This window comes from Pelomonas sp. Root1237 (genome assembly GCF_001425055.1).
Taxonomy (GTDB): domain Bacteria; phylum Pseudomonadota; class Gammaproteobacteria; order Burkholderiales; family Burkholderiaceae_C; genus Pelomonas.
The window spans coordinates 381,145-401,851 of record NZ_LMDK01000001.1 but is presented as its reverse complement, the minus strand read 5'-3'; the positions used below and the strand labels follow the sequence as shown (position 1 = coordinate 401,851).

19 protein-coding genes are annotated in these 20,707 nt (G+C 66.8%); 12 read left to right on the top strand and 7 right to left on the bottom strand.

Going from position 1 to position 20,707, the window contains the following annotated elements:
* Positions 1-7: 7 nt before the first annotated feature.
* Positions 8-406 carry a hypothetical protein gene (locus tag ASC91_RS01810; RefSeq protein ID WP_056191498.1) on the bottom strand — a complete coding sequence of 133 codons (399 nt, stop codon included), beginning with the start codon at positions 404-406 and terminating at the stop codon, positions 8-10.
* Positions 407-621: 215 nt separating this feature from the next.
* Positions 622-1,404 carry an exodeoxyribonuclease III gene (locus ASC91_RS01805; RefSeq protein WP_056191496.1) on the bottom strand — a complete coding sequence of 261 codons (783 nt, stop codon included), beginning with the start codon at positions 1,402-1,404 and terminating at the stop codon, positions 622-624.
* A 180-nt stretch (positions 1,405-1,584) separates the two neighbouring features.
* Between ASC91_RS01805 and ASC91_RS01800 the strand changes: the two genes are divergently transcribed.
* From ASC91_RS01800 to ASC91_RS01790, 3 genes are all read left to right on the top strand, one after another.
* Positions 1,585-3,903, top strand: a complete 2,319-nt coding sequence (locus ASC91_RS01800) for a TonB-dependent receptor (protein WP_056191495.1) — start codon at positions 1,585-1,587, stop codon at positions 3,901-3,903.
* Positions 3,904-4,012: 109 nt separating this feature from the next.
* Positions 4,013-4,681 (top strand): orotate phosphoribosyltransferase, encoded by a 669-nt coding sequence (pyrE, locus tag ASC91_RS01795; protein WP_056191492.1) that lies wholly within the window; start codon positions 4,013-4,015, stop codon positions 4,679-4,681.
* A complete protein-coding gene (locus ASC91_RS01790; RefSeq protein ID WP_056191490.1) occupies positions 4,681-5,373 on the top strand; it encodes a hypothetical protein in 693 nt (230 codons plus the stop codon). Before pyrE ends, ASC91_RS01790 begins: the two co-directional genes overlap by 1 nt.
* A gap of 24 nt (positions 5,374-5,397) precedes the next feature.
* On the opposite strand, the gene gatB is transcribed toward ASC91_RS01790, so the two are convergent.
* The 3 genes from gatB to gatC are packed head-to-tail and all read right to left on the bottom strand — an operon-like array spanning position 5,398 to position 8,632.
* Positions 5,398-6,846 carry an Asp-tRNA(Asn)/Glu-tRNA(Gln) amidotransferase subunit GatB gene (gatB, locus tag ASC91_RS01785; RefSeq protein ID WP_056191488.1) on the bottom strand — a complete coding sequence of 483 codons (1,449 nt, stop codon included), beginning with the start codon at positions 6,844-6,846 and terminating at the stop codon, positions 5,398-5,400.
* Between the two features lie 2 nt (positions 6,847-6,848).
* Entirely contained in the window at positions 6,849-8,336 is a 1,488-nt protein-coding gene (gene gatA, locus ASC91_RS01780; RefSeq protein ID WP_056191486.1) for an Asp-tRNA(Asn)/Glu-tRNA(Gln) amidotransferase subunit GatA, read from the bottom strand.
* Positions 8,333-8,632, bottom strand: coding sequence for an Asp-tRNA(Asn)/Glu-tRNA(Gln) amidotransferase subunit GatC (gene gatC, locus ASC91_RS01775; RefSeq protein WP_056191485.1), 300 nt, complete (start codon positions 8,630-8,632; stop codon positions 8,333-8,335). Before gatC ends, gatA begins: the two co-directional genes overlap by 4 nt.
* A 212-nt stretch (positions 8,633-8,844) precedes the next feature.
* On the opposite strand from gatC, the gene ASC91_RS01770 reads away from it, so the two are divergent.
* The 5 genes from ASC91_RS01770 to rodA all read left to right on the top strand — a co-directional run bounded on the left by ASC91_RS01770 (position 8,845) and on the right by rodA (position 14,727).
* A complete protein-coding gene (locus tag ASC91_RS01770) occupies positions 8,845-9,888 on the top strand; it encodes a rod shape-determining protein (RefSeq protein ID WP_056191483.1) in 1,044 nt (347 codons plus the stop codon).
* A 149-nt stretch (positions 9,889-10,037) separates the two neighbouring features.
* Positions 10,038-11,030: a rod shape-determining protein MreC gene (gene mreC, locus ASC91_RS01765; RefSeq protein WP_082532337.1), complete on the top strand. Its 993-nt coding sequence runs from the start codon at positions 10,038-10,040 to the stop codon at positions 11,028-11,030.
* Positions 11,027-11,548 carry a rod shape-determining protein MreD gene (mreD, locus tag ASC91_RS01760; RefSeq protein ID WP_056191481.1) on the top strand — a complete coding sequence of 174 codons (522 nt, stop codon included), beginning with the start codon at positions 11,027-11,029 and terminating at the stop codon, positions 11,546-11,548. Before mreC ends, mreD begins: the two co-directional genes overlap by 4 nt.
* Positions 11,549-11,551: 3 nt before the next feature.
* Positions 11,552-13,576 carry a penicillin-binding protein 2 gene (gene mrdA / locus ASC91_RS01755; protein ID WP_056191479.1) on the top strand — a complete coding sequence of 675 codons (2,025 nt, stop codon included), beginning with the start codon at positions 11,552-11,554 and terminating at the stop codon, positions 13,574-13,576.
* Positions 13,573-14,727 (top strand): rod shape-determining protein RodA, encoded by a 1,155-nt coding sequence (gene rodA, locus ASC91_RS01750; protein WP_056191477.1) that lies wholly within the window; start codon positions 13,573-13,575, stop codon positions 14,725-14,727. Before mrdA ends, rodA begins: the two co-directional genes overlap by 4 nt.
* Here the strand turns inward: rodA and ASC91_RS01745 are convergent.
* Positions 14,705-16,243 carry a sensor histidine kinase gene (locus ASC91_RS01745; RefSeq protein ID WP_082532336.1) on the bottom strand — a complete coding sequence of 513 codons (1,539 nt, stop codon included), beginning with the start codon at positions 16,241-16,243 and terminating at the stop codon, positions 14,705-14,707. The two genes, rodA and ASC91_RS01745, sit on opposite strands and share 23 nt — an antisense overlap.
* Positions 16,244-16,915: a response regulator transcription factor gene (locus ASC91_RS01740; protein WP_056191475.1), complete on the bottom strand. Its 672-nt coding sequence runs from the start codon at positions 16,913-16,915 to the stop codon at positions 16,244-16,246.
* A gap of 177 nt (positions 16,916-17,092) precedes the next feature.
* Between ASC91_RS01740 and recA the strand changes: the two genes are divergently transcribed.
* The 4 genes from recA (at position 17,093) to sucC (ending at position 20,694) form a co-directional block, all read left to right on the top strand.
* Entirely contained in the window at positions 17,093-18,130 is a 1,038-nt protein-coding gene (gene recA, locus ASC91_RS01735) for a recombinase RecA (protein ID WP_056191472.1), read from the top strand.
* A gap of 16 nt (positions 18,131-18,146) precedes the next feature.
* On the top strand, positions 18,147-18,677 hold the full coding sequence (locus tag ASC91_RS01730; RefSeq protein ID WP_056191470.1) for a regulatory protein RecX: 531 nt from the start codon (positions 18,147-18,149) through the stop codon (positions 18,675-18,677).
* A gap of 177 nt (positions 18,678-18,854) precedes the next feature.
* A complete protein-coding gene (locus ASC91_RS01725) occupies positions 18,855-19,508 on the top strand; it encodes a DUF2889 domain-containing protein (protein ID WP_056191468.1) in 654 nt (217 codons plus the stop codon).
* 25 nt (positions 19,509-19,533) lie between these two features.
* Positions 19,534-20,694: an ADP-forming succinate--CoA ligase subunit beta gene (sucC, locus tag ASC91_RS01720; protein WP_056191466.1), complete on the top strand. Its 1,161-nt coding sequence runs from the start codon at positions 19,534-19,536 to the stop codon at positions 20,692-20,694.
* Positions 20,695-20,707 lie beyond the last annotated feature (13 nt).

Genomic DNA, 20,707 nt, shown 5'->3' with positions numbered 1-20,707 from the left:
ACGACGATCAGTGACGGTCGGCGCGGGGGGCGGGCGCAGCCGGCTGGTCGTACGACGGGCTCGGCGTGGTCGTCGTGGTCGTGGTCGTCGTGTCAGTCGTCGTGGTGGTCGGCGTCGCGGCGGTGCTGTCGACCGGCGGCGTCACCTTGGCCGGGTCGTCGGCGGGCGGCTGCTGCTCGGCCATGGCGGCCGTGGCGGCGGTGCTGTCCGCAGGCGCCGCTGCATTCGGATCAGCCGGCGCCGCATTCGGGTCGGCAGGGGTCTGTTCGCTGGTGGGCGAAGCCGTGGCAGCGGCCATCGGGTCGGTAGGCTGCTTTTGATCTTCGGTCTGGGCGAAAGCCAAGCCGATGCTGGTCACGAGAACGGCGGCGGTCAGTGCACTGGTGGCGGTCTTGAGGGCGGACATGGGGGGAACTCCTTTTGAAAGCGGGAACCGGCCTGGAGCCGGGTGGCTGGGCCGGGCATTTCCACCGGCTGAGGTCCACTCTAGGCCTGCACCCTCGCGCCCGGCGTCGGCGCCGAGCGTCATCTCATGTAGGAGGCTCCCCCAGTCCGTAGCGGCCGGTTACGCCGTGTAGCTGCCGTGCCTCGCCGCTCGCATTCGCCTGAGCCTTTGCAGCCTCAGAGATTGAAGTCGTAGTCCACCGTCAGCGGCGCGTGGTCGCTGAACATCTGACCGGTGTAGATGGCCTCCCGCCGGGCCAGCGCCGCGATGCCGGGTGTGGCGAGGTGGTAGTCCAACCGCCACCCGACGTTGTTGGCGCGCGCCGCGCCGCGGGCGCTCCACCAGGTGTATTGCTCGGCCTTGTCGTTCAACGTACGGAAAACGTCGACGACACCCCCGTCATCGAAAAGCGTGGTCAACCAGGCGCGCTCCTCGGGCAGGAAGCCGCTGTTCTTCTGGTTGCCGCGCCAGTTCTTCAGGTCAATCTCCTTGTGCGCGATGTTGACGTCGGCGACGAGGATGAACTCGCGCTCGGCCTTCAACGCCTGCAGATGAGGGTAGAGCGCCGCCAGGAAGCGGTACTTGACCGCCTGGCGCTCCTCGCCACTGGTGCCGCTGGGAAAGTAGACGCTGATGAGGCTGAGCTTGCGGCCGGGCTTGTCGAAACGCTTCTCCACCCAGCGGCCCTCGCAGTCGAACTCGGGCATCGCCAAGCCCGTGATCAGGTCGCTGGGCTCTTCCTTGGTGTACAGGCCCACGCCTGAGTAGCCCTTTTTCTCGGCGTAATGGAAATGGCCGTTGAGCAGGTCGCAGCTGCGGAACTTGGCTTCCACGACATCCGCCTGCGCCTTGAGCTCCTGCACGCCGACGGCATCGGCCTGCTGCTTGTCGAGCCAGTCGAAGAAGCCCTTGCTGGCGGCGGAACGCACGCCGTTGAGGTTGGCGGTGATGAAGCGCATCGGATTAGGGAGAGGGTTTGACCTGGAGAAGTATCGCAGTGCAGCAAATGCACAACACAGCGGCACGCTTTCATCACGGAACCGTCATGTGATCTTTACGATCCAGTAGGAATCAGAGGCGCCGCGAGCGCCCATTTCTTTACCCACTTGCCCGCGAACCCGTCAACCCGAGGATTTCTCATGCCCAAATACAGCCTTTCACCGACCCTGCTCGCGCTGGCGCTGAGCACGGCCTTCCCGATGGCGGCCCTGGCGCAAGCCACGCCGACAGCGGAAGCCAAGAAAGACGTCAGCCAGCTCGAAGCCGTCATCGTCACCGGCAGCCGCCGGGCCGAGAACCTGAAGGAAGTGCCGCTGTCGATCTCGGCGATCAAGTCCGAGGATCTGGACACCTACAACGCCAGCGGCCAGGACGTCCGCGCCTTATCTGGCAAGGTACCGAGCCTGAACATCGAGTCCGACTACGGCCGCACCTTCCCGCGCTTTTACGTGCGCGGCCTGGGCAACACCGACTTCGACATGAACGCCTCCCAGCCGGTCGGCCTGGTGTACGACGATGTCGTGCAGGAAAGCATCGCGCTCAAGGGCTTCCCAGTCTTTGACATGGCCCAGGTGGAACTGCTGCGCGGCCCGCAGGGCACGCTGTTCGGCCGCAACTCGCCGGCCGGTGTCATGAAGTTCGATTCGGCCAGGCCCACCAAGCGCCTGGAAGGCTACGCCAACATCGGCTTCGGCCGCTGGAGCGCCGTCAACCTCGAGACGGCCGTCAACGTGCCGGTGAACGAAGACCTGCAGCTGCGCGTGGCGGGCCTGGCCCAGCGCCAGAGTGACCGTGTCCACAACCCGGTGACCAGCGCGACCTCCGACCTTGAAGGCTACAACGACAAGGCGCTGCGCCTGCAGGCCCTCTACAAGAGCGGCAACTTCGAGGGTCTTTTCAAGGTCCAGGCCCGCGACTTCAAGGGCACGGCCACGACTTTCCGCGCCAACATCATGAAGCGCGGCACCAATGACCTCGTCGACGGCTACGACGACAGCTCCTACCCCAGCGACGGCTACAACTCGCAGACGCTGAAGTCCAGCGAGGTCAGCGCTCGCCTGCGCTGGGATTTCGACGGCGTGTCGCTCTACTCCATCACCGCCCACGACCGCGCCAAGTTCTACAGCCGCGGCGACGTGGATGGTGGCTTCGGCTGCCGCTTCTGCGGCATCCCGGACGGCCCGAAGTACTACCCCTCCGGCTCGAACACGCCCTACCCGTCCGTCATCCCGTTTGACGCGCAGACAGCCGACGGCATCCCCTACCTGCGCCAGACGACCCAGGAATTCCGCCTGCAGTCCAACACCAGCGCGCCGTTCCAGTGGATCGCCGGCCTGTACTACTTCAACGAGAAGCTGCAGGTCGACAGCTTCAACTTCGACAGCTTCGCCGCGGGGGACCCGCAGAACGGCTATGCCGTGCAGCACCAGGAAGCCAAGTCCTGGGCGGCCTTCGGCAATGTGAAGTACGCCGTCACGCCGGACTTCAAGCTCACCGCCGGCCTGCGCTACACCGACGACAAGAAGGACTTCGACGCCGTGCGCACCTGGACGCCGGGCAAGGCCAACAACGTCGACATCATCGGCCCGTTCTACACCCACCCCAAGTCCACGAACTGGAGCTGGGACTTCGGCGCCAACTACAACCTCGACAAGTCCACCAGCGTGTTCGCGCGCGTCGCCACCGGCTACCGCGCGCCGTCCATCCAGGGCCGCGTGCTCTTTGGCGACTCGATCTCGGTGGCGAACTCCGAGAAGGTGCTGTCCGTCGAGGCCGGCTTCAAGGCCGACCTGCTCGACAACACCGCCCGCGTCAGCGGCACGGTGTTCAAGTACCGCGTCAAGGACATGCAGCTGACGGCCGGCTCGGGCTCGACCAATCAGAACCGCCTCGTCAACGCCGCCAAGGCCGAGGGCCAGGGCTTCGAGCTGGACGCCCAGGCCATCATCGCGCGCGACTGGCGCACGACGCTGGGCTTCTCGTACAACGACACGAAGATCAAGGACGCCAATCTCTTCGTGCAACCCTGCGGCAATGCCAACTTCCAGTTCCTGGAAGCCAACACCGGCTGCACGGTGCTCGACCCGGCCGGCCCGCTGGCTGGCACGGTCAGCATCAACGGCAACCCGCTGCCGCGCGCACCCAAGGTCACCTGGAACTGGACGCTCAAGTACAGCGTCGAGCTGGGCAACGGCGAGCTGAGCGTGCTGACCGATTGGGCCTACAAGGACAAGTACAACATGTTCCTGTACGAGGCCGTCGAGTACAAGGCCAAGTCGGCGCTGGAAGGCGGCCTGCGCGTGGGCTACGGCTGGAACAACGGCAAGTATGAAGTGGCGGCCTACTCGCGCAACATCACCAACCACCGCCAGGTCGTCGCCGCCATCGACTTCGACAACCTGACCGGCATCGTCAACGAGCCCCGCAGCTACGGCGTTCAGTTCAAGGCTTCTTTCTGACCCCGTAAGACGTCATGCGGGCCCCGCCCGCGACTTGGTGAAAACCATCGACGGCCCGGCCCCTTCTAGGGGTCGGGCCTGTTTTTTTGACCCCTAGAATCTTTGTCACATGTCCGCCGCGCCCACCGACTCTCTCGCCCAGTCCTTTGTCGCCTTCGCCGTCGAGGCTGGCGTGCTGCGCTTTGGCGAGTTCAAGACCAAGGCCGGCCGGCTCAGCCCCTATTTCTTCAACGCCGGCCTTTTCGATGACGGTGCCAAGCTGGGGCGACTGGCTGGCTTCTACGCCGAGCGGCTGATTGCCTCGGGCCTGCAGTTCGACATGATCTTCGGCCCGGCCTACAAAGGCATCACGCTGGCCGCCGCTGTATCCATGGAGCTGGCGCGCCGCGGCCACAACGTGCCGTTCGCCTACAACCGCAAGGAAGCCAAGGACCATGGCGAGGGTGGCACCCTCGTCGGCGCGCCGGTCCAGGGCCGCGTGCTGATCATCGACGACGTCATCTCCGCCGGCACCTCGGTGCGCGAATCCATCCAGATGATCGAGGCCGCCGGTGCCACACCCTGTGGTGTGAGCATCGCGCTGGACCGCCAGGAGAAGGCGGCCGAAGGCGGCGTCGACAGCCCGCAGTCTGCCGTGCAACAGGTTCAGCAGCGCTACGGCCTGCCGGTCGTCGCCGTGGCGGGTCTTGCCGACCTGCTGGCCTTTCTTGAAGGCGCGCCGGAGCTGGCCGCCCACCGCCCGGCCGTGCTGGCCTACCGAGAGCGTTACGGGGTCTGATGCGCGTCCTGCCCGCCCTGCCCGTTCTTGCCGGCCTGTTCGTCGCCAGCACCGCGCTGGCGCAAGACGTCACGCCCGCCAAGGGCATCTACACCTGCACGACGGCCGATGGCCGCAAGCTGACCGGCGACCGCCCGATCCCCGAGTGCACGACGCGCGAACAGCGCGTGCTCAACCCCGACGGCTCGCAGCGCGCGACGCTGCCGCCCTTCCTCAGCCCCGAGGAGCGCACCGCCAAGGAGGCCGCGGACCGCCGCGCCGCGGCGGAACGCATTGCCCAGTTGGACGCCATCCGCCGCGACCGCACGTTGATGCTGCGCTATCCCACCGAGGCCGCCCACCAGCGCGCCCGCAACGCCGCGCTGGACGACTCCAACAAGGCCATGCGCATGTCCGAGCGCCGCATCAAGGACCTGAACATCGAGCGCAAGCCCCTGCTCGACGAGGCCGAGTTCTACAAGGGCCGCCCACTGCCGGCCAAGCTCAAGCAGATGCTGGACGCCAATGACGCGAGCATCGAGGCCCAGCAGGTTCTCATCGAGAACCAGAAGGCCGAACTCGTGCGCATCAACAAGACCTTCGACGCCGAGCTCGCCCGGCTGAAGAAACTCTGGGCCGGCGCCACGCCGGGCTCACTGCCACCGCTTGGCGAGCTGCCGCCGACGGCACCGCCGCCGACGCCCAAGCGCTGAGTTCAGCTTCGGGCAAACCCTGGGCTAACCGAGCTTCTTCTTCAGCAGTTCATTGACCAGGGCGGGGTTGGCCTTGCCCTTGGTCGCCTTCATCGCCTGGCCGACCAGCGCGTTGAAAGCCTTGTCCTTGCCGGCCCGAAACTCGTCGACCGACTTCTGGTTGGCGGCCAGCACCTCGTCGAGGATGGCCTCGATGGCGCCGGTGTCATTCGACGTCCTGAGGTCCTTGGCGTCGATGACTGCATCGACATCCTTGCCCTCGCCGCTCCACAAAGCTTCGAAAACTTGCTTGGCAGAGTTGTTGGAGATCGTGCCGTCGGTAATGCGCACGATCAACTTGGCCAGCAACTCCGGGCCGACTGGCGCGGCATCAATCTCGCGGTCTTCCGAATTCAGCCGGCGCGACACCTCGCCCATAACCCAGTTTGCAACCAGCTTCGGAACCGCACCCGCGGCCTTCGCGGCCTCGTAGTAGCGCGCCGTCGCCAGGCTCTGCGTCATCATCGTCGCGTCATAGGCGGGCAGGCCATCGACGCTCTCGAAGCGCGCCGCCATCACGCGCGGCAGCTCGGGCATCTCACCCTTCACACGCTCCACCCACTCCGGCGCAATGACCAGCGGCGGCAGGTCGGGGTCGGGGAAGTAGCGGTAGTCCGCCGAGTCTTCCTTGCTGCGCATCGCGCGGGTCTCACCCGTGTCCGGGTTGTAAAGGATCGTCGCTTGGCTGATTCGGCGGCCGTCCTCCAGCTCATCGATCTGCCAGTTGACCTCGTAGTTCACCGCGTCGACCAGGAAGCGGAAGCTGTTGAGATTCTTGATCTCGCGGCGGGTGCCATAGGGCTCGCCGGGCTTGCGCACCGACACGTTGACGTCGCAGCGGAACGAGCCTTCCTGCATGTTGCCGTCGCAGATGCCCAGCCACATGACGAGGGCGTGCAGCGTCTTGGCGTACTCGACCGCCTCGGCTCCCGAGCGCATGTCGGGCTCGGAGACGATCTCCAGCAGCGGCGTGCCGGCGCGGTTCAGGTCGATGCCGGACTGGCCGTGATAGTCCTCGTGCAGGCTCTTGCCTGCATCCTCCTCGAGGTGGGCGCGGGTCAGGTTGACCTTGTGCTTGACGTCGCCGACGAAGAACTCGACCGAGCCGCCCTGCACCACCGGGATCTCGAACTGGCTGATCTGGTAGCCCTTGGGCAGGTCCGGGTAGAAGTAGTTCTTGCGCGCGAAGATGGACAGCGGCGCCACCTTGGCGCCAACCGCCAGGCCAAAGCGGATGGCCCGCTCGACCGCCGCGCGGTTCAGCACCGGCAGCGTGCCGGGCAGGGCCAGGTCCACCGGCGAAGCCTGGGTGTTGGGCGCCGCACCGAAGGCGGTCGAGCTGCCGCTGAAGATCTTGCTCTGCGTGGAGAGCTGGACGTGGTTTTCGAGGCCGATGACGACCTCATAACCGCGGATGAGCTTGGAAGTTGGCATATTCAGAATCCTGCGGGCGCGGCCAGATGCCAGTCGGTGGCCTGCTGGAGGGCATGAGCGGCGTGCAGCAATTGCCCTTCCTTGAAGTAGTTACCGATCAACTGCAGGCCGACGGGCATGCCGCCGTCGCCCAAGCCCACCGGCACGCTCATGCCGGGCAGGCCAGCAAGCGAGCCGGGCAGCGTGAAGATGTCGGCGAGGTAGGCCTGGGTCGGGTTGTCCTTGCCCTCGCCATGCTTCCAGGCGACGGTGGGCGCCACCGGGCCGGCGATGACGTCGCACTGGGCGAAGCACTGCTGGAAGTCGTCAGCGATCATGCGGCGCAGCTTCTGAGCCTGCAGGTAATAGGCGTCGTAGTAGCCGTGTGACAGCACGTAGCTGCCAATCATGATGCGGCGCTTGACCTCTGGGCCGAAACCCTCGGCGCGCGTCTTCTTGTACATATCGAGAAGATCGTCGTACTTGGCCGCACGATGGCCGAACTTGACGCCATCAAAGCGGCTCAGGTTGGAACTCGCCTCGGCCGGCGCAATGATGTAGTAGACGGGAATGGCCAGTTCGGTGCGCGGCAGGCTGACGTCCACCAGCGTGGCGCCCAGCTTTTCCAGCTCGGCCAGACCCGCGCGCACGGCGGCGTTCACGTCCGCCGACAGGCCCGCTGGGAAGAACTCCTTGGGCAGGCCAATGCGCAGGCCCTTCAGCGGTTTGCCGGCAGAAGCGCCCTCGCGGGCCGCCAGCATCTGCGCATGAAAGTCCTGCGGCGGTTGCTGCACGCTGGTCGCGTCGCGCTCGTCGAAGCCGCTCATGCTGGACAGCAGCAGCGCGCAGTCCTCGGCCGAGCGGGCCATGGGGCCGGCCTGGTCCAGGCTGGAGGCGAAGGCGATCATGCCGTAGCGGCTGCACACGCCATACGTCGGCTTGATGCCGGTGATGCCCGTGAAGCTGGCCGGCTGGCGGATGGAGCCGCCGGTGTCGGTGCCGGTCGTGCCGGGCACGAGGCGGGCTGCCACGGCGACGGCCGAGCCGCCGGACGAGCCGCCGGGCACGCGACTGACATCCCAGGGGTTGTGCGCCGGACCGTAGGCGCTGTTCTCGTTGGCCGAACCCATCGCGAACTCGTCGCAGTTCAGCTTGCCTAATGAAACCGTGCCGGCCGCGTTCAGCTTGGCGACAACGGTCGCGTCAAACGGGCTGCGGTAGCCGGCCAGGATCTTGGAGCCGGCCGTCGTCGGCATGTCGGCCGTGACGTAGATGTCCTTGTGCGCAATCGGCACGCCGGTCAGCGCAGCGGCATTGCCGGACGCCAGCACCGCGTCAGCGGCAGCCGCACGGGCCAGCGCGCCGTCGGCGTCCACATGCAGGAAGGCGCCCAGGCTGGCGTGGGCGGCAATGCGCTCCAGCAGGCTTTGCGTCGCCTCGCGGCTGGACAGGGCACGGCTTTTCAGGGCGGCGGCCAGCTCGGCCACGCCCATGTCGTGAACGGGCTTCATTCGATGACCTTGGGAACGAGGAAGAGGCCGTCCTCGACGGCCGGGGCGCTGCGCTGGTTCAGCTCGCGCTGGTTGGTCTCGGTGACGGCGTCATCACGCAGGCGCAACTGCACCTGCTGGATGGCCGACAGCGGCGTGTACAGCGGCTCGACGCCGGCGGTATCCACGGCGCTCATCTGGTCCACGATCTTGAAGAAGTCGTTCAGGTTGCCCAGCAGCGCCGCAGATTCAGCCGGTTGCAGTTCCAGCCGGGCCAAATTGGCGATGCGGCTCACGTCATCGGGAGTGAGGCTCATGAGTCGTTTTCAGAAGTAAGGATTGAGCCAGAAACCCAGTATTGGCGGGCTCGAAACGAAGGGGTTCGGTTATTATCGCCGTCCATCTTCATGGCCTTCGGGGCTGCCCTCTCAGCGACAGATTTCGTCGCGGTCCGGGCGGCCTTGCTGCTTTAAGCACCCCCCATTTTCAGAGCCGCGCCCCGCCGGCGAGGCTCCTTCCGCGCCCACCCATGTTCGCCTCCCTGCGCCGCTATTTCTCGACCGACCTCGCCATCGACCTCGGCACCGCCAACACCCTGATCTACGTGCGTGGCAAGGGCATCGTCCTCGACGAGCCCTCGGTCGTTTCCATCCGCCACGAAGGCGGCCCCAACGGCAAGAAAACCATCCAAGCCGTTGGCCGCGAGGCCAAGGCCATGCTGGGCAAGGTGCCCGGCAACATCGAGGCCATCCGGCCGATGAAGGACGGCGTCATCGCCGACTTCACGGTCACTGAGCAGATGCTCAAGCAGTTCATCAAGATGGTCCACGACTCGAAGACCTTCAAGCCGAGCCCGAGGATCATCATCTGCGTGCCCTGCGGTTCCACCCAGGTGGAGCGCCGCGCGATTCGCGAGAGCGCCCTCGGCGCCGGTGCCAGCGAGGTCTACCTGATCGAGGAACCGATGGCTGCGGCGATCGGCGCCGGGCTGCCGGTGGCCGAGGCCTCGGGCTCGATGGTCGTCGACATCGGCGGCGGCACCACCGAAGTCGGTGTCATCTCGCTGGGCGGCATGGTCTACAAGGGCTCGGTCCGCGTCGGCGGCGACAAGTTCGACGAGGCCATCATCAACTACATCCGCCGCAATTACGGCATGTTGATCGGCGAGCCCACGGCCGAGGCGATCAAGAAGAACATCGGCAGCGCCTTCCCCGGCTCCGAGGTCAAGGAGATGGAAGTCAAGGGCCGCAACCTCTCCGAGGGCGTGCCGCGCAGCTTCACGATCTCGTCCAACGAGATCCTGGAAGCCCTGACCGATCCGCTCAACCAGATCGTTTCCGCCGTGAAGAACGCGCTGGAGCAGACGCCGCCCGAACTGGGCGCCGACATCGCCGAGCGCGGCATGATGCTGACTGGTGGCGGCGCACTGCTGCGCGACCTGGACCGCCTGCTGGGCGAGGAAACCGGCCTGCCGGTGCTGGTGGCCGAAGACCCGCTGACCTGCGTCGTGCGCGGTTGCGGCATGGCGCTCGAACGCATGGAGCGCCTGGGCTCGATCTTCACGTCGGAGTGAACCGGCCTTCTTCCCACGCTGAAGCAATGCAACCACAGAGGCACAGAGGCACGGAGAACAGACCGGCTCCGCATTTCCTCTGTGCCTTTGTGCCTCGGTCGTTGCGTTTATCGTCGCAACCGCCACTGTCTGCCTGACCTCGCGGCGCCATGCCCCTCGGCACACTAGACCGCACCCCACCGCCGTTCTTCCGCCAGGGTCCGTCGGCGCTGACCAAGCTCGCGCTGTGTTCGGCGCTCGCGCTGCTGCTGATGGTGGCGGACGCGCGTTTCAAGCTCATGCAGCCGGTGCGCGGCGCCTATGCGCTGGTGCTGCACCCGGTGCAGCGCCTGCTGCTGACGCCGGTGGACGCCTGGGAGACGGCTGGCGACTACCTGCGCGGCACCAAGCGCGCCATGGAGGCCGAGGACCAGGCCAGGCGGCAGCTCAGCGCCCAGGCCGAGCGCCTGTCGCGCGCCCAGGCGCTGGAGGCCGAGAACGACCATCTGCGCAAGCTGCTGGGCCTCAAGCCCTCGCTGATTGCGCCCTCGATGCCTGCCGAGGTGCTGTTCGAAGCACCCGACCCCTTTTCGCGCCGTGTCGTCATCGACCGGGGTGCCACGCTGGGCGTGGTGGCTGGTTCGCCGGTCATCAATGAGGCCGGCGTGCTGGGGCAGGTAACGCGCGTCTACCCGCTGTCGGCCGAGGTCACGCTGCTGACCGACAAGGAGGCAGCCATCCCGCTGTTGAACGCCCGCACGCAGATGCGCAATGCCGCCGCCGGCCGCGCTGACGGATCGGGCATGGAATTGCGTTTCCTGGCCGCGAATGCCGATATCAAGGTCGGCGACCTGATGACGACCTCCGGCCTGGACGGCGTCTACCCGCCGGGCCTGCCGGTCGCCAAGGTCAGCGTCGTCGAGCGGCGCGGCGATTCCAGCTTCGCCCAGGTGCTGCTGGCACCCATTGCCCAGCCCGACAGCGCCCGCCACGTCCTCATCTTGCTGCCGCAGGACCGTCATCTGCCTGCCAAGAAGGAAGCGGAAGCGGCCGCCGCCGATGAAGCCGCCTCTGCCGCGGCCACCAAGGCCGCCGTGCGCGCCGCCAAGAAGGCCGAGCGTGCTGAAAAAGCTGCCGCCAAGGCCTCGGGAGCCTCCCAATGATCATGCCGCGCGCCGCCGACCAGCTGCTGCTGCCGGCCAACCCCTGGTTCATCGGCTTCACGCTGATCGTCGCGCTGATGATCGACATGGTGCCGGCCGGCCGGCTGGCGGCCTCGCCTGACGTGCTGGCCGTCGTGCTCGTGTTCTGGGGCGTGCACCAGCCCCGGCGCGTCGGCGTGTTGTGGGCCTTCATCTTCGGCCTGGCCATGGACGTGCACGACGGCGCCCTGCTCGGGCAGCATGCGCTGGCCTACAGCGGCCTGAGCTTCGGCGCCATCACGCTGCACCGCCGCCTGACCTGGTTCCCGCTGGGCGCCCAGGCCGTGCAGGTGCTGCCGCTGTTCTTCGGCGCCCATGCGCTGGCGTTGATCGTGCGGATGATCATCGGTGGCATGTGGCCAGGCTGGGGCGTGCTGCTGGCGCCGGTCTTCGAGGCGGCGCTGTGGCCCGTGGCGAGCTTCCTGCTGCTGGCACCGCAGCGCCGTGCGCCCGACCGCGACGCCCACCGGCCACTCTGAGCCGTGGTCGTCCTCAAGAACCTCCACCAGGAGCTGTCGCGCTTCCGGCTGCGCGTGCTGGCCGCGGGCGCCTTCGTGCTGTTCTGCTTCGGCCTGCTGGTCGCGCGCCTGCTGTGGTTGCAGGTGGTGCAGTACGACAGCTTCGCCGAACGCGCCGAGTCCAACCGGATCGCCGTCGTGCCCATCGTGCCCAATCGCGGCCTCATCAAGGACCGCAACGGCGTCGTGCTGGCGAGCAACTACTCGGCCTACACGCTGGAAATCAACCCCGAGAAGGTCGTCGATCTGGACGCCACCATCGAGGCCCTGGGTCAGGTCATCGAGGTTCAGGCCCGCGACAAGCGCCGCTTCAAGCGCTTGCTGGAAGAAACCAAGCACACCGACTCCCTGCCCATCCGCACCAAGCTGACGGACGAAGAGGTCGCCCGCTTCACGGCCCAACGCTTTCGCTTTCCCGGCGTGGAGATCAAGGCGCGGCTGTTCCGCTCCTATCCCCTGGGCGAGGTTGGCGCCCACCTGATCGGCTATATCGGCCGCATCAACCAGGCCGAGAAGAAGGCCATGGACGATTGGGAAGAAGAAGACCTCGCCAACTACCGCGGCACCGAGTACATCGGCAAGCTGGGCCTGGAACAGGCCTATGAGAAGGAGCTGCACGGCGCGACCGGTTTCGAGCAGGTGGAGACGAGCGCAGGCGGCCGCGCCGTGCGGCGCCTTGCCCACAAGCCGCCGACGCCCGGCAACACGCTGAACCTGTCCATCGACATCAAGCTGCAGGCGCTGGTGGAGCGGCTTTTCGGCGAGCGCCGCGGCGCGCTGGTCGCCATCGATCCGCGCAACGGCGAGGTGCTGGCCTTTGTTTCCAAGCCGACCTTCGACCCCAACCTCTTCGTCGACGGCATCGACGCCGACTCCTGGCGGGACCTCAACGAGGACATCGACAAGCCGCTGCTGAACCGGGCCCTGCGCGGCACCTACCCGCCGGGTTCGACGTTCAAGCCGCTGATGGCCATGGCGGCGCTGAACAGTGGCAAGCGCTCGCCCAGCACGGTCATCATCGACAACCTGACCTACAGCTTCGGCGGCCGCACCTTCGGCAGCCCCGAGACCGATCGCGCCGGCCCCAAGGACATGCGCCTGGCCATCGTCAGCTCGTCCAACGTCTACTTCTACAGCCTGGCCAACGAGATGGGCGTGGACCTGATCCACGACCAGCTGGAGCCCTTCGGCCTGGGCCGCAAGACCGAGATCGACGTGCAGGGCGAGGTCACCGGCGTGCTGCCCTCGCAGGACTGGAAGCGCCGCTACTTCGCCAGGAGCCCGGCGAATCAGAAGTGGTTCCCCGGCGAGACCATCTCGCTGGGCATCGGCCAGGGCTACAACAGCTTCACCATGCTGCAGATGGCCACGGCCTACTCGACCATCGCTTCCGGCGGCCAGCGCTACAAGCCGCGCCTGGTGCGCGAGATCGAGGACGTGGTGAAGCACGAGCAGCGCCGCATCGCCAGCGATGCGCTGCCCGCGCTGCCGCTGAAGCCCGCCGACGTCGCCGTCATTCAAAACGCGATGAACGGCGTGACGCTCGAAGGCACGTCGCGCCAGGTTTTCCTGGGCGCGGGCTACCAGAGCGGCGGCAAGACCGGCACGGCTCAGGCCGTCGGCTTGAAGGCCGGCGAGAAGTACAGCAGCATCAAGGCGGACGAGCGCAAGCGCGACCATTCGCTCTACGTCGCCTTCGCGCCGGTGGACAACCCGACGGTGGCCCTGGCCGTCATCGTCGAGAACGCCGGCTGGGGATCTTCTTCCGCTGCGCCGATTGCGCGCCGCGTATTCGACTATCTGCTGCTGGGCCAGTACCCCAGCGAGGAAGACATCGCCAAGACGCAGCTGGGCCAGACCTTCGCCCCCACCGGCACACCGCGCAAGGTGGCGGACGTACCACTGTCAGGCTGGCAGCCGATAGCGCCCTCGGTCTCGGCCTCCGCAGCTTCGGCGCCCCCCGCACCCGCCTCGGGAGCCTCGCGATGACCGTCATCGAACGCCCGCCCCTGTGGCAACGCCTCAAGCCCTGGCTCAGCGGCTTCGACATCCCGCTGCTGCTCGCCGTGCTGTGGATGTGCGGCTGGGGCCTGCTGTGCATGTACTCGGCCGGCTACGACCACGGCACGCGCTTTGCCGACCATGCCCGCAACATGGTGCTGGCACTGGGGCTGATGTTCATCGTCGCCCAGGTGCCGCCGCAAAAGCTGATGGCCCTGGCCATTCCGCTGTACACGATCGGCGTGATGCTGCTGATCGCGACCGCTCTCTTTGGTGTCACGAAGAAGGGGGCCACGCGCTGGCTCAGCATCGGCGTCACGCAGATCCAGCCGTCCGAGCTGCTCAAGCTGGCGACGCCGCTGATGCTGGCCTGGTGGTTCCAGAAGCGCGAGGGCCTGCTGCGCTGGCCGGACTTCATCGCCGCCTTCGCGCTGCTGCTCGTGCCCTTTTTGCTGATCGCCAAGCAGCCCGACCTGGGCACCGGCATCCTGGTGCTGGCGGCCGGCCTTTACGTGATCTTCTTCGCCGGCCTGCCGTGGAAGCTCATCGTGCCGGCCCTGGTGCTGGGCGCCGCCGGCGCGACCGCCCTGGTGCTCAGCGAGGACGCCATCTGCCAGCCCGACCTGAAATGGCCGGTGCTCAAGGAGTACCAGAAACACCGCATCTGCACGCTGCTGGACCCGTCCAAGGACCCGCTGGGCAAGGGCTTTCACATCATCCAGGGCGAGATCGCCATCGGCTCCGGCGGCATGACCGGCAAGGGCTTCATGCAGGGCACGCAGACCCACCTGGAGTTCATCCCCGAGCGCACCACCGACTTCATCTTCGCGGCCTTTGGCGAGGAGTTTGGACTGATGGGGGCGCTGGCCCTGCTGGCCGGCTTCACCGCGCTGATCCTGCGCGGGCTGATGATCGCCTCCGACGCGCCGACCCTGTTCACCCGCCTGATGGCCGGCGCGGTGACGCTGTCCTTCTTCACCTATGTCTTCGTCAACATGGGCATGGTCAGCGGCATCCTGCCGGTCGTGGGCGTGCCCCTGCCCTTCGTCAGCTATGGCGGTACGGCGATGGTGACGCTGGGGTTGTCGCTGGGGCTGCTGCTGTCGATCGCCCGCGTCAAGAAGCTGGTGAAGACGTAGCCGGAAACCTGATCGTGAACCGCGCCCCCGGCCCCTGGCCGTCGGGCGCCTCGCCCCCCACGGCGCGACGCACGCGCGCGTCATCCAGGGTCAGCTCGGCCTCGTGGTGCTGCACGATCTCCTGCACGATGGCCAGCCCCAGGCCCGAGCCTTCCACACCGCTGCCGAGCGAGCGGTAGAAGGGCTGGAACACCTTGTCGCGCTCGGCGGGCGCGATGCCCGGCCCGGTGTCCTCGACCTGCAGCACGACAACTTGGCCAAAGGGGTCCTCCACCACGCGCACCGTCACCAGGCCGCCGGCCGGCGTGTAGAGCAGCGCGTTGTCGACGAGGTTGCGGATCAGCTCCCCGATCAACACCGGCTGGCCATGCACACGCAGCCGGCTTTCATCCGGCACCACGCCGTCGTAGCCCAGGTCAATGCGGCGCTCCAGCGCGCGCGGCACGAAATCGCGCACCGTGTCGATGGCGATCTCGGCCAGGCTGACGGGTTCACGCCGCATGGCCTGTTCGGCGTCTTCAGCGCGGGCCATGGACAGCAGCTGGTTGACCATGTGGGCCGCTCGCTCGCTGGCGCGGGCAATCTGGGCCAGCGAACGTTTCAATTCATCGGGGTTGGAGCGGCCAGCATCGATCTCGCGCTGCATGAACTCGGCCTGGGTACGCAGGCCAGCCAGCGGCGTCTTGAGCTGATGGGCAGCGTCGGCCAGGAAGTGCTTCTGCCGGCTCATCGATGAGTCCAGCCGCGCGAGCAGGTCGTTGATGGCCTGCACCAGCGGCGCGACCTCATCGGGCACGCGCTGCTCGTCAATGGGCGACAGGTCTGAACTCTCGCGCGAGCGGATGCGCCGCTGCAATTCATTCAGCGGCGAGATGCCACGCGCCAGCGCCAGCCAGACCAGCAGCACCGCCAGCGGCAGGATGACGAACTGCGGCAGGATGACGCCCTTGATGATCTCGTTGGTCAGCCGGGCGCGCTTGCCCAGCGTCTCGGCGACCTGCACCAGCATGGTCTTGGCCGACCCGGCCTGCCCCTCGGGCGCCACCCAGAGATAGGCCACGCGCACGGCGTCGGTGCCGACCTCGTCGTCGCGGAAATGCAGCTCCCAGGGCACGACGGGGGCATCCTCGGTCGGCACCGCCAACGTCGCATCGCCACTGAGCAGTTCGCCACGCAGGCCCAGCACCTGGTAGAAGACCGTGTCCGACGCGTCCGCCCGCAACAACGCCGCGGCCTCGGGCGCCAGCGCATAACGGTCCTTGCCCTTGACAGGCGCCGCCTCGGCCGCCACCTGCAGCCCGAGGCTGCGCGCCATCTCGCCCAGCTCGCGGTCATAGGGCCGGCTGGCAATGCCCTGCGCCACCAGCCAGGTCAGCGCGACGCTGATCGGCCAGATCAGCAGCAGCGGCGCGAGCATCCAGTCGAGGATCTCGCCGAACAGCGAACCCTGCGCAGCAGGGGCGCCCGCCTGAACCAGCGTGCCCTGTTCGGGGCTGGCGCCGTCCTTGTTGGGCATTTAGGAGTTGATCTTCTCTAGGCAGTAGCCGAGGCCGCGCACCGTCGCGATGCGGATCGGCCCCTGCTCGATCTTCTTGCGCAGGCGGTGGATGTAGACCTCGATGGCGTTGTTCGAAACCTCCTCGCCCCACTCGCACAGGCGCTCGACGAGCTGGTCCTTGCTGACCAGCCGCCCGGCGCGCTGCAACAGCACCTCCAGCAGCGACAGCTCGCGTGCCGACAGCTCCAGCATCTGCTCGTTGATATAGGCCACCCGGCCGGTGGCATCAAAGGTCAGCGGCCCATGCTTGATGAGGCTGCTGGCGGTGCCCAGGCCACGGCGGGTCAGCGCGCGCACGCGCGCCTCAAGCTCCTGCAATGAGAAGGGCTTGGCCATGTAGTCATCGGCGCCCAGGTCCAGCCCCTTGACGCGCTGCTCGACGCTGTCCGCCGCCGTCAGGATCAGCACCGGCATGGTGGAACCGCGTGCGCGCAGCTTGCGCAGCACCTCCAGCCCATGCAGGCGCGGCAGACCAAGGTCGAGGATGACGAGGTCGAACTCATGCGTCGCCAACGCCGAATCGGCCTCGGTGCCAGAACTGACCCTGTCGACAGCGTAGCCAGAGGCCCGCAAGGCCCGCAGCAAGCCATCGGCCAGCACTTGGTCGTCTTCGGCAATCAGGATGCGCATAGGTTTTGTCTCCGCCGCCGATGTTAGGCGGTGGCACGCATGGCTCATGCCATGAGCCACCCCACACCTAGGATGCTCCTCAATCCTGATCCGCTAGCTGCCGTGGATCGGGGGACAAACCACTGTACAAACCCACAGCTTGCCCCATAATTCAGCCCATTCCCCACGGAGATTCGCATGGACGCCCCCGTCAAAGCCCTGAACACCGAAAAAGCCAAGGCCCTGCAGGCCGCCCTCGCCCAGATCGAAAAGCAGTTCGGCAAGGGCTCCATCATGCGGCTCGGTGAAGGCGAGGTCATCGAAGACATCCAGGTCGTCTCCACCGGCTCCCTGGGCCTGGACATCGCACTGGGCGTCGGCGGCCTGCCACGCGGCCGCGTCGTCGAGATCTACGGCCCCGAGTCCTCCGGCAAGACGACGCTGACCCTGCAGGTCATCGCCGAGATGCAAAAGCTCGCCGGCACTTGCGCCTTCATCGACGCCGAGCACGCGCTGGATATCCAGTACGCCCAGAAGCTCGGCGTCAACCTGCAGGAACTGCTGATCAGCCAGCCCGACACCGGCGAACAGGCCCTCGAGATCGTCGATGCGCTGGTGCGCTCCGGCTCGGTGGACCTGATCGTCATCGACTCGGTCGCAGCGCTGACGCCCAAGGCCGAACTCGAAGGCGAGATGGGCGACAGCCTCCCCGGCCTGCAGGCCCGCCTGATGAGCCAGGCCCTGCGCAAGCTGACCGCCACGATCAAGAAGACCAATTGCATGGTCATCTTCATCAACCAGATCCGCATGAAGATCGGCGTCATGTTCGGCTCGCCCGAGACGACCACCGGCGGCAATGCGCTGAAGTTCTACGCCTCCGTGCGCCTGGACATCCGCCGCATCGGCTCGATCAAGAAGGGCGAGGAAGTCATCGGCTCCGAGACCAAGGTCAAGGTCGTCAAGAACAAGGTCAGCCCCCCGTTCAAGACTGCCGAGTTCGACATCCTCTATGGCGAGGGCATCAGCCGCGAGGGCGAGATCGTCGACATGGGCGTGGTCGCCAAGGTCGTCGAGAAGTCCGGCTCCTGGTACGCCTACCAGGGCGAGAAGATCGGCCAGGGCAAGGACAACGCTCGCGAGTTCCTGCGCGAGAACGTCGACGTGGCCCGCGAGATCGAGAACAAGATCCGTGAATCCCTGGGGGTCGCTCCGCTGACCACGGCGGCCGAGGAGTAAGCCGCCAGCCCTCCCCATGGCGACCCGGGCGCCGCTGTCGTTGAAAGCCCGCGCCATTGGCCTGCTGGCCCAGCGCGAGCACAGCCGTGCCGAGTTGCGGCGCAAGCTGTTGCGGATCGAGCAGCAACGGCGGCAGCGTGCGCGCCTGGCCGCGGCGCAGGCCGCCGGCGAGGGCGAACCGTCGGCGGCTGTCGAAGAGGAAGATGGCGCTGAGGACGTTGCGGTCGCGGTCGATGCCTTGCTCGACGCCCTCGCGGCCACCGGTTACCTGGACGAAACCCGTTTCGTCGAGTCCCGCCTGCATCTGCGCGCCAACCGCTTTGGCGCCCAGCGCATCCAGCAGGAACTGGCCCAGCACGGGCTCAAGCTGGGTGCCGAACAGCAGGCAGCCCTGCGCGAAACGGAGATGGAACGCGCCCGTGAAGTCTGGCGCAGGCGCTTCGGCGACGATCCTTCGCGCGACGCCGCCGAACGAGCGCGTCAAAGCCGGTTCCTGCTGGCACGCGGTTTTGCCCCCGAAGTGGTGCGCCGCTTGCTGAGGGCCTAAGGGCCGCTTGACCGAGCGCGCAGGGGGAGTTTTCACCCTCCGTGCTACATTGCCGCCTGCCCCAAAAACGAGGGTTCACCCGGTTACAAGCCCCTTTGCCCCTCTGGCAGAGCGGTGCAAAGACCGGGCCGACCCCGTCCCGGCATCGGCCGGGGTGATTCGCCATTCCCCCGTTTCATGCCTGTCGCCCACCCGTCCGTCCCGCGCCGCCCGCTGCATCGCCGCGCCCTCGATGTGCAGGTGTTCGCGCGTGATGACGGCTTGTTCGACGTCGAAGCCAGCCTGACAGACACCAAGACGCATGACGTGCCACTGGCGGGCGTGCCGCGCAAGGCCGGCCAGCCTATCCACGAGATGCACCTGCATCTGACCGTGGACGCGACGCTCACCATCACCGCAGCCCGTTCCGAGACGCTGTGGATGCCGTATCCCGGCGCCTGCGACCACCATGGCAATGCCTATGCCCGCCTCATCGGCCTGAACCTGATGAAGGGCTTCCGGCAGGCCGTCGGCGAACGCCTCGGCGGCACGCGCGGCTGCACCCACGTCACCGAGCTGTGCCAGATCTTGCCGACGGCCGTCATCCAGGCCATGGCTGGCTCCGTCATCGATACACGTGAGAGCCCCCACGCGCCTTCGGCGCTGCCCCTCGAGGGGGCTGAGACGCCTAGGGGCGGCCCGTCGCCGTCTCGCGAAGGCGACGCCGCCGGCAATCCGCCCTTCCAGCTCGACCGTTGCCACGCACTGCGCCGCGACAGCGTGACCGTCGCCAAGTTCTATCCCCGCTGGCATCAACAAACCGCTGCCCAGCCGGCCACTTCCGAATCCTGACTTCCCCGACCCGAGAGACCCAGCCATGAAAATCCACGAATACCAGGGCAAAGAGATCCTGCGCCAGTTCGGCGTGCCGGTGCCGCGCGGCATCCCGGCCTTCACCGTGCAGGAAGCCGTCGAGGCCGCCCAGAAGCTGGGTGGCCCGGTCTGGGTGGTCAAGGCCCAGATCCACGCCGGCGGCCGCGGCAAGGGTGGCGGCGTCAAGGTCGCCAAGACGCAGGACGATGTCAAGGCGCTGGCCGAGAAGATCCTCGGCATGCAGCTGATCACGCACCAGACCGGCCCTGATGGCCAGAAGGTCCGTCGCCTGTATATCGAAGATGGCGCTGACATCAAGAAGGAGCTCTACGTCTCGCTGGTCACCGACCGCGGCACGCAGAAGGTCGCCTTCATCGCGTCGAGCGAAGGCGGCATGGACATCGAAGAGGTGGCCCACTCCACGCCCGAGAAGATCATCACCGAGATGATCGACCCGCTGACGGGCCTGACCGAAGCGCAGTCGCGCAAGATCGCTGCGGCCATCGGCCTGACTGGCGCCTCCATCGACCAGGCCGTCGACATCTTCGCCAAGCTCTACAAGTGCTACATGGACACGGACGCGTCGCTGGTTGAAATCAACCCGCTGAACTGCGACTCCAAGGGCAACCTGATCGCCCTGGACGCGAAGTTCAACTTCGACGCCAACGCGCTGTTCCGCCACCCCGAGATCGTGGCCTACCGCGACCTGGACGAAGAAGATCCCGCTGAAGTTGAAGCCAGCAAGTTCGACCTCGCCTACATCAGCCTGGACGGCAACATCGGCTGCCTGGTGAACGGCGCCGGTCTGGCCATGGCCACGATGGACACCATCAAGCTGTTTGGCGGCGAGCCGGCCAACTTCCTGGACGTCGGCGGCGGCGCCACGGCCGAGAAGGTGACCGAGGCCTTCAAGATCATGCTCAAGAACAAGAGCGTGAAGGGCATCCTGGTCAACATCTTCGGCGGCATCATGAAGTGCGACACCATCGCCGAGGGCGTCATCACCGCCTGCAAGGCCGTGAACCTGTCCGTGCCGCTGGTTGTGCGCATGAAGGGCACCAACGAAGAACTGGGCAAGAAGATGCTGGCCGAATCCGGCCTGCCCATCATCGCGGCCGACACGATGGCCGAAGCGGCCACCAAAATCGTCGCCGCAGTCGCCTAAGCCCGCCCAGAGG

What these genes read in the sequence shown, in the direction of transcription:
- ASC91_RS01810 (WP_056191498.1), bottom strand. Translation starts at nt 406, where the DNA reads ATGTCCGCCCTCAAGACCGCCACCAGTGCACTGACCGCCGCCGTTCTC.
- ASC91_RS01805 (WP_056191496.1), bottom strand. Translation starts at nt 1,404, where the DNA reads ATGCGCTTCATCACCGCCAACCTCAACGGCGTGCGTTCCGCCGCCAGC.
- ASC91_RS01800 (WP_056191495.1), top strand. Translation starts at nt 1,585, where the DNA reads ATGCCCAAATACAGCCTTTCACCGACCCTGCTCGCGCTGGCGCTGAGC.
- pyrE (WP_056191492.1), top strand. Translation starts at nt 4,013, where the DNA reads ATGTCCGCCGCGCCCACCGACTCTCTCGCCCAGTCCTTTGTCGCCTTC.
- ASC91_RS01790 (WP_056191490.1), top strand. Translation starts at nt 4,681, where the DNA reads ATGCGCGTCCTGCCCGCCCTGCCCGTTCTTGCCGGCCTGTTCGTCGCC.
- gatB (WP_056191488.1), bottom strand. Translation starts at nt 6,846, where the DNA reads ATGCCAACTTCCAAGCTCATCCGCGGTTATGAGGTCGTCATCGGCCTC.
- gatA (WP_056191486.1), bottom strand. Translation starts at nt 8,336, where the DNA reads ATGAAGCCCGTTCACGACATGGGCGTGGCCGAGCTGGCCGCCGCCCTG.
- gatC (WP_056191485.1), bottom strand. Translation starts at nt 8,632, where the DNA reads ATGAGCCTCACTCCCGATGACGTGAGCCGCATCGCCAATTTGGCCCGG.
- ASC91_RS01770 (WP_056191483.1), top strand. Translation starts at nt 8,845, where the DNA reads ATGTTCGCCTCCCTGCGCCGCTATTTCTCGACCGACCTCGCCATCGAC.
- mreC (WP_082532337.1), top strand. Translation starts at nt 10,038, where the DNA reads ATGCCCCTCGGCACACTAGACCGCACCCCACCGCCGTTCTTCCGCCAG.
- mreD (WP_056191481.1), top strand. Translation starts at nt 11,027, where the DNA reads ATGATCATGCCGCGCGCCGCCGACCAGCTGCTGCTGCCGGCCAACCCC.
- rodA (WP_056191477.1), top strand. Translation starts at nt 13,573, where the DNA reads ATGACCGTCATCGAACGCCCGCCCCTGTGGCAACGCCTCAAGCCCTGG.
- ASC91_RS01745 (WP_082532336.1), bottom strand. Translation starts at nt 16,243, where the DNA reads ATGCCCAACAAGGACGGCGCCAGCCCCGAACAGGGCACGCTGGTTCAG.
- ASC91_RS01740 (WP_056191475.1), bottom strand. Translation starts at nt 16,915, where the DNA reads ATGCGCATCCTGATTGCCGAAGACGACCAAGTGCTGGCCGATGGCTTG.
- recA (WP_056191472.1), top strand. Translation starts at nt 17,093, where the DNA reads ATGGACGCCCCCGTCAAAGCCCTGAACACCGAAAAAGCCAAGGCCCTG.
- ASC91_RS01730 (WP_056191470.1), top strand. Translation starts at nt 18,147, where the DNA reads ATGGCGACCCGGGCGCCGCTGTCGTTGAAAGCCCGCGCCATTGGCCTG.
- ASC91_RS01725 (WP_056191468.1), top strand. Translation starts at nt 18,855, where the DNA reads ATGCCTGTCGCCCACCCGTCCGTCCCGCGCCGCCCGCTGCATCGCCGC.
- sucC (WP_056191466.1), top strand. Translation starts at nt 19,534, where the DNA reads ATGAAAATCCACGAATACCAGGGCAAAGAGATCCTGCGCCAGTTCGGC.